This window comes from Pseudoxanthobacter soli DSM 19599, assembly GCF_900148505.1.
GTDB classification, from domain to species: domain Bacteria; phylum Pseudomonadota; class Alphaproteobacteria; order Rhizobiales; family Segnochrobactraceae; genus Pseudoxanthobacter; species Pseudoxanthobacter soli.
This window is the reverse complement of record NZ_FRXO01000021.1, coordinates 1-4,533: the sequence shown is the minus strand read 5'-3', so window position 1 is coordinate 4,533 and position 4,533 is coordinate 1. Positions and strand designations below refer to the sequence as shown.

Annotated in this window: 1 protein-coding gene; it reads right to left on the bottom strand. The window is 71.5% G+C overall.

Annotation, left to right across the window (positions count from 1 at the left end):
• Window positions 1-36: 36 nt before the first annotated feature.
• The coding region (locus BUF17_RS21935; RefSeq protein ID WP_139282644.1) for an autotransporter domain-containing protein at window positions 37-4,533 on the bottom strand (4,497 nt) is incomplete at its 5' end.

Below are 4,533 nucleotides of genomic sequence, written 5' to 3'. Positions count from 1 at the left end.
CCCCTCCCGGCGTGTCCGGGAGGGGCTGTTTGCCGTTCAGAAGCGGATGTTGAGGGATCCCTTGAAGGCATTGTCGGAGACGCCGGAGGCGAACTGTCCGTTGTAGGACAGGCTGGCGGAGACCTTGTCGGTGAAGTCGTAGTCGATGCCGGCCCCGAGGATGGCGGTGTCGCGGGCGATGGGCAGGCCGGCGACGGAGAACGGCGTGCCGCCGGAGGTGAATGCCAGCGCCGCGGAGGTGTTGACGTCGCCGAAGGCGTGCTGCCAGCCGAGGCTGAGATGCGGCACGAGGGTGGCGCCGTTGCCGAGTGCGAACTCCGTCGCCGCCCGGATGCCCAGGGTCGAATAGAGCGTGTTCTGGGTATCGAGGGAGCCGGTGAGCGCAGAGGTCGAGCCGGTCTCGGTGAAGTCGTCCGAGGACAGGTTGACATAGGCGAGGCCGACGAAAGGCTCCAGGGCGGCCTTGCCGAAGGTCTTCGGGTCGAGCGCCTTGTCGAGGGCGATGGTCCACCCGGCCTCGCCGAACACCTGGGTGGTGCCGGCCTTGTAGTCGGCGCCGTTGGCGCCGGCATAGCCGGAGAAGGCGACGGTGCGGTCGAGCGAGACGTCGTGCCAGGTATAGGACAGGCCGCCGAGCAGCTTGAGGGCACCGAACTTGCCCCCGGCATAGAGGCCGAGATCGTAGTTGTCGCTGTCGCCGGAGGAAGAGCGGGCATCGACGTCGAAGGTCGAGCGGCTGTAGCCCGCGACCGCGCCGACGCGCCAGGCCTCGCCGAAGGCGGCGTCCACGCCGGCGAAGAAGCCGCCGATGGAGCGGTCGAGGCTGGCGGCGTTGCCGTTGCCGGCGGTCTGGCCCCAGGCGCCGTAGCCCTGCGCCCACACGGTGGCATCATAGCCGGGCGCGAGGCTGGCGGTCTGCTGGCCGGCGGTCGCCTTGCCGCCGTCGAGGCCCTGGCGCAGGCGGGAACCGACCGCCTCGCGCAGGTAGCTCGACTGCTGCTGCAGCACCACGGCGGCCGAGGCATAGGCCTCGCCGGTCATGCTGTCGAAGGCGAGCGGGGCCTCGGCGGCGGAGAGCTGGACCACGGCGTCGTAGACTGGGTTGCCGACGCCGAGGCTTTCCACCGCGCCCGCGACCGCGCGCTGGTTGGCGGTGGTGGCGGTGGCCGGGAACGGCGTCGCGTTGCGCATCACCGTCAGGTAGACGTCGTTGGCGTCGTAGCTGAGGCTCGGATCGAGGAAGGCGTAGTTGGCGGTGACGCTGTCGAAGGTGCCGGTGACGCCGCCCTGGGCGGTGAGGATGGTGTAGGTCGTGCCCGGCGCGTAGGTGCCCTCGACCGCGACCACCTGCACGGTGCCCCCCGTGATGGTGGCGGTGCCGGAGGCGGCGATCAGGTCGTGCTCGCCGGACGGGGTGATGTCGACGACATAGACCGAGCCCGGGGCGAAGCTGACATTGCCGCTGACCGTGAGGGTACCGGGCGAGTAGCCGGGCGACACGGTGCCGCCGTCGAGCATGGTGAGGCCGGCGATGGTGCCGGAGCCGCCGATGAGGCCGCCCGAGCCGATGGTGAAGCTGGAGGCCGACACCGCGCCCGGCGACAGCAGGAACTGCGACCCATCCACCGAGATCGGGCCGGTATAGCCGTTGGCGGAGAGGAAGTTGACCGTGCCGGTGAGGATGGTGACCGAGCCGGAACCGGTGATGGTGCCGGGGAAGTCGTAGGTGCCGGCGCGGTTGAACACGAGGGCGGCGTTGTTGACGATGTCGCCGGTGACGGAACCGGTGGTGCCGCCGTTGCCGAGCTGCAGCGTGCCCTCGGAGATGGTGGTGCCGCCGCTATAGGTGTTCTCGCCGGTGAGGATCAGGGTGCCGGTGCCGGTCTTGGTGAGGGAGCCGGTTCCGGAGACGACGCCGGCATAGGTGCCGGTGCCGGCCTGGTCGAACACCACGGCGCCGCTGTTGGCGATGTTGCCCTGCAGGCTGGTGGCGTTGCCAGCGAGCGTGCCGGAGGCGACGGTGGTGCCGCCGGTGTAGGTGTTGGCGCCGGTCAGCGTGAGCGTGCCGGTGCCGGCCTGCACCAGCGAACCGGTGCCGGAGACGATGCCGGCGAAGGTGACGCTGTCGGCGCGGTTGAAGGCGAGCACGCCGTTGTCGGTGACGTTGCCGACGAGGGAGCCGGCGGTGCCGCCGTTGCCGAGCTGCAGCGTGCCGGCGGAGATGGTGGTGCCGCCGGAATAGGTGTTGTCGGCGGCGAACACCAGGGTGCCGGCGCCGGTCTTGACGATGTCGCCGGGGGCGGTGCCGTCCGACAGCACCCCGGAGAGGATGCCGGTCTGGCCGGCCCCGACCGACACGGTCGGATCGCCGGTGAGCGTCACCGCATTGGCGAGATTCAGCCCGTCCGCCGCGAAGGCGAGCGTCGTGCCCTCGCTCATCGCGAGGGTGCCGGTGCCGAGGGCGGTGCTGGTGGCGACGGCGAGCGCTCCAGCGGTCAGGCTGGTGCCGCCGGCATAGCTGTTGTTGCCGGCAAGCGTCAGGGTGCCGGTGCCGGCCTGCACCACGGTGCCGGTGCCGGAGATGGCGCCGGCGAAGGTGGTGGCGTCGGAGCGGTTGAAGACGAGGGTGGCGTTGTCGGCGACGTTGCCGGCGATCGAGCCGGAGGTGCCGCCGTTGCCGATCTGCAGCGTGCCCTGGGCGACGGTGGTGCCGCCGGTGTAGGTGCTGGCGCCGGTCAGGATCAGGGTGCCGTAGTCGCTCTTCTCCAGCCCGCCGGTGCCGGTGAGGGCGCTGGCGATGGTGGCGACGGTGCCGGCACTCTCCACGGTGCCGTCGCCGACGCGCACGGTGGCCTGGCTGCTGCCGGCGAGCGCGATGGCGTCGCCGGTGACGACATAGCCGCTTTCGACGAACTGCATGCCGGCGGTCGTGACCTGACCCTGGCTGTCGTCGACCGTCACCGTGCCCGGCGAGCCCTGGAACACGGCGAAGCCGCTGTTCCAGGCCTTGGGGATGGTACCGGAGGCGTTGATCCAGTTGGTCTGCGGGCCGGCGGTCCAGGTGCCGGTGCCGCCGAGCACGGTCTGGGTGGCGGTGGTGTTGGCGCCGTTCCAGAAGATCACCGGGCTGTTGGGGTCCTCGACGAACAGGTTGATGCGCCCGGCGACCGAGGTCTGCACGCCGCCGGCATAGCCCTCCGGCATGGAGCCGACGGTGATGCCGTTGTCGGTCATCGTGCCGCCATAGCTCATGATGCGGTAGATGCCGAAGCCGAAGCCCGGCGCCGCGGAGACGTTGACCTGTCCGGCGAGCGTGAGGTTGCCGGTGACGTTGAACACGCCCGAGCCGCCGACCGCGCCGAGGGTGACGTCCACATTGGACCCGGACTGCAGGTCGAGCGCGCCCATGGTGAGGCCGCTGGTCTCAGTGCCGGCGAGCGTGCCGCCGTCGAGCACGTGCACGGTCTTGGTGATCGTGCCGCCGCCCGACAGCGTCGCCTGGTCGTAGACATAGACGTCGCTGTCGGTGAGGCTGCCCTCGACCGCGAGCCGCCCGCCCTGCACCGCCGTGTCGCCGGCATAGGTGCTGATGCCCGTGAGCGTCTGGGTGCCCGTCCCGATCTTGGTGAGCCCGCCCGCGCCGTCCAGGGTGCCGGCGAACACCGCGTCGGCATTGCTGCCGCCGAGGCTGAGGGTGCCGCTCGACAGCGTCACCTGGCCGGCGCCGGCGAGCGAGCCGGTGGTCTCGCTGCCGTCGACGATGAGCCGCGCGCCCGCCGCCACGCTGACCGCGCTCTCGTCGCCGAGGGCGTTGCCGCCGGTCGCCTGCAGCGTACCCGCCGCGACGTTGGTCGGCCCGGTCGCGGTGTTGGTGCCGGCGATGACGAGCCAGCCGAGGCCGGTCTTGTTGAGCGCGCCTCCCCCGGTGATGGCGCCCGTCAGGGTCAGCGTCTGATAGCCGTCGACGTCGCCGTCGACCTCGAAGGTGCCGCCGCTGGAGGTCAGCGAGACCGGGGCGTCGTAGCTGAAGGTGCCGCTCGCCCTCAGCGTGCCGCCGCTCTGCAGCGCCAGCGGGCCCGTGCCGAGCGCCGAGGCCGCGGTGACCTGCACCGTGCCGCCCCCGGCCACGGTCACCGGGCCGTCCATGGTGTTGGTGCCCGTCAGCGTCAGCGTGCCCGTGCCGGTCTTGGTCAGGCAGCCCGGGCCGGAGATCGTGCCGGAGAAGGCCGAGTTCGAGCCGTCGCCGCCCGCCGTCAGGCAGTAGCCCGAGAGCGCCACCGTGCCGCTGCCCGCCAGCGAGCCGACGGTCTCGTCGGCGTTGGTGAGGGTGACGAGGGCGCCGCCGCCGACGAGGAGACGGGCGGTATCCGACAGCGAGGCGCCGCCCGCGATCCGCAGTTCCCCGCCCGTGACCGTGGTCGCGCCGGTGTAGGTGTTGGTGCCTGTCAGCGACAGGATACCGTCGCCGCTCTTGGTCAGCGTGCCCGTGCCCGAGACCACGTTCGAGAGCGTCAGCGTCTGGGCCGTGGCCAC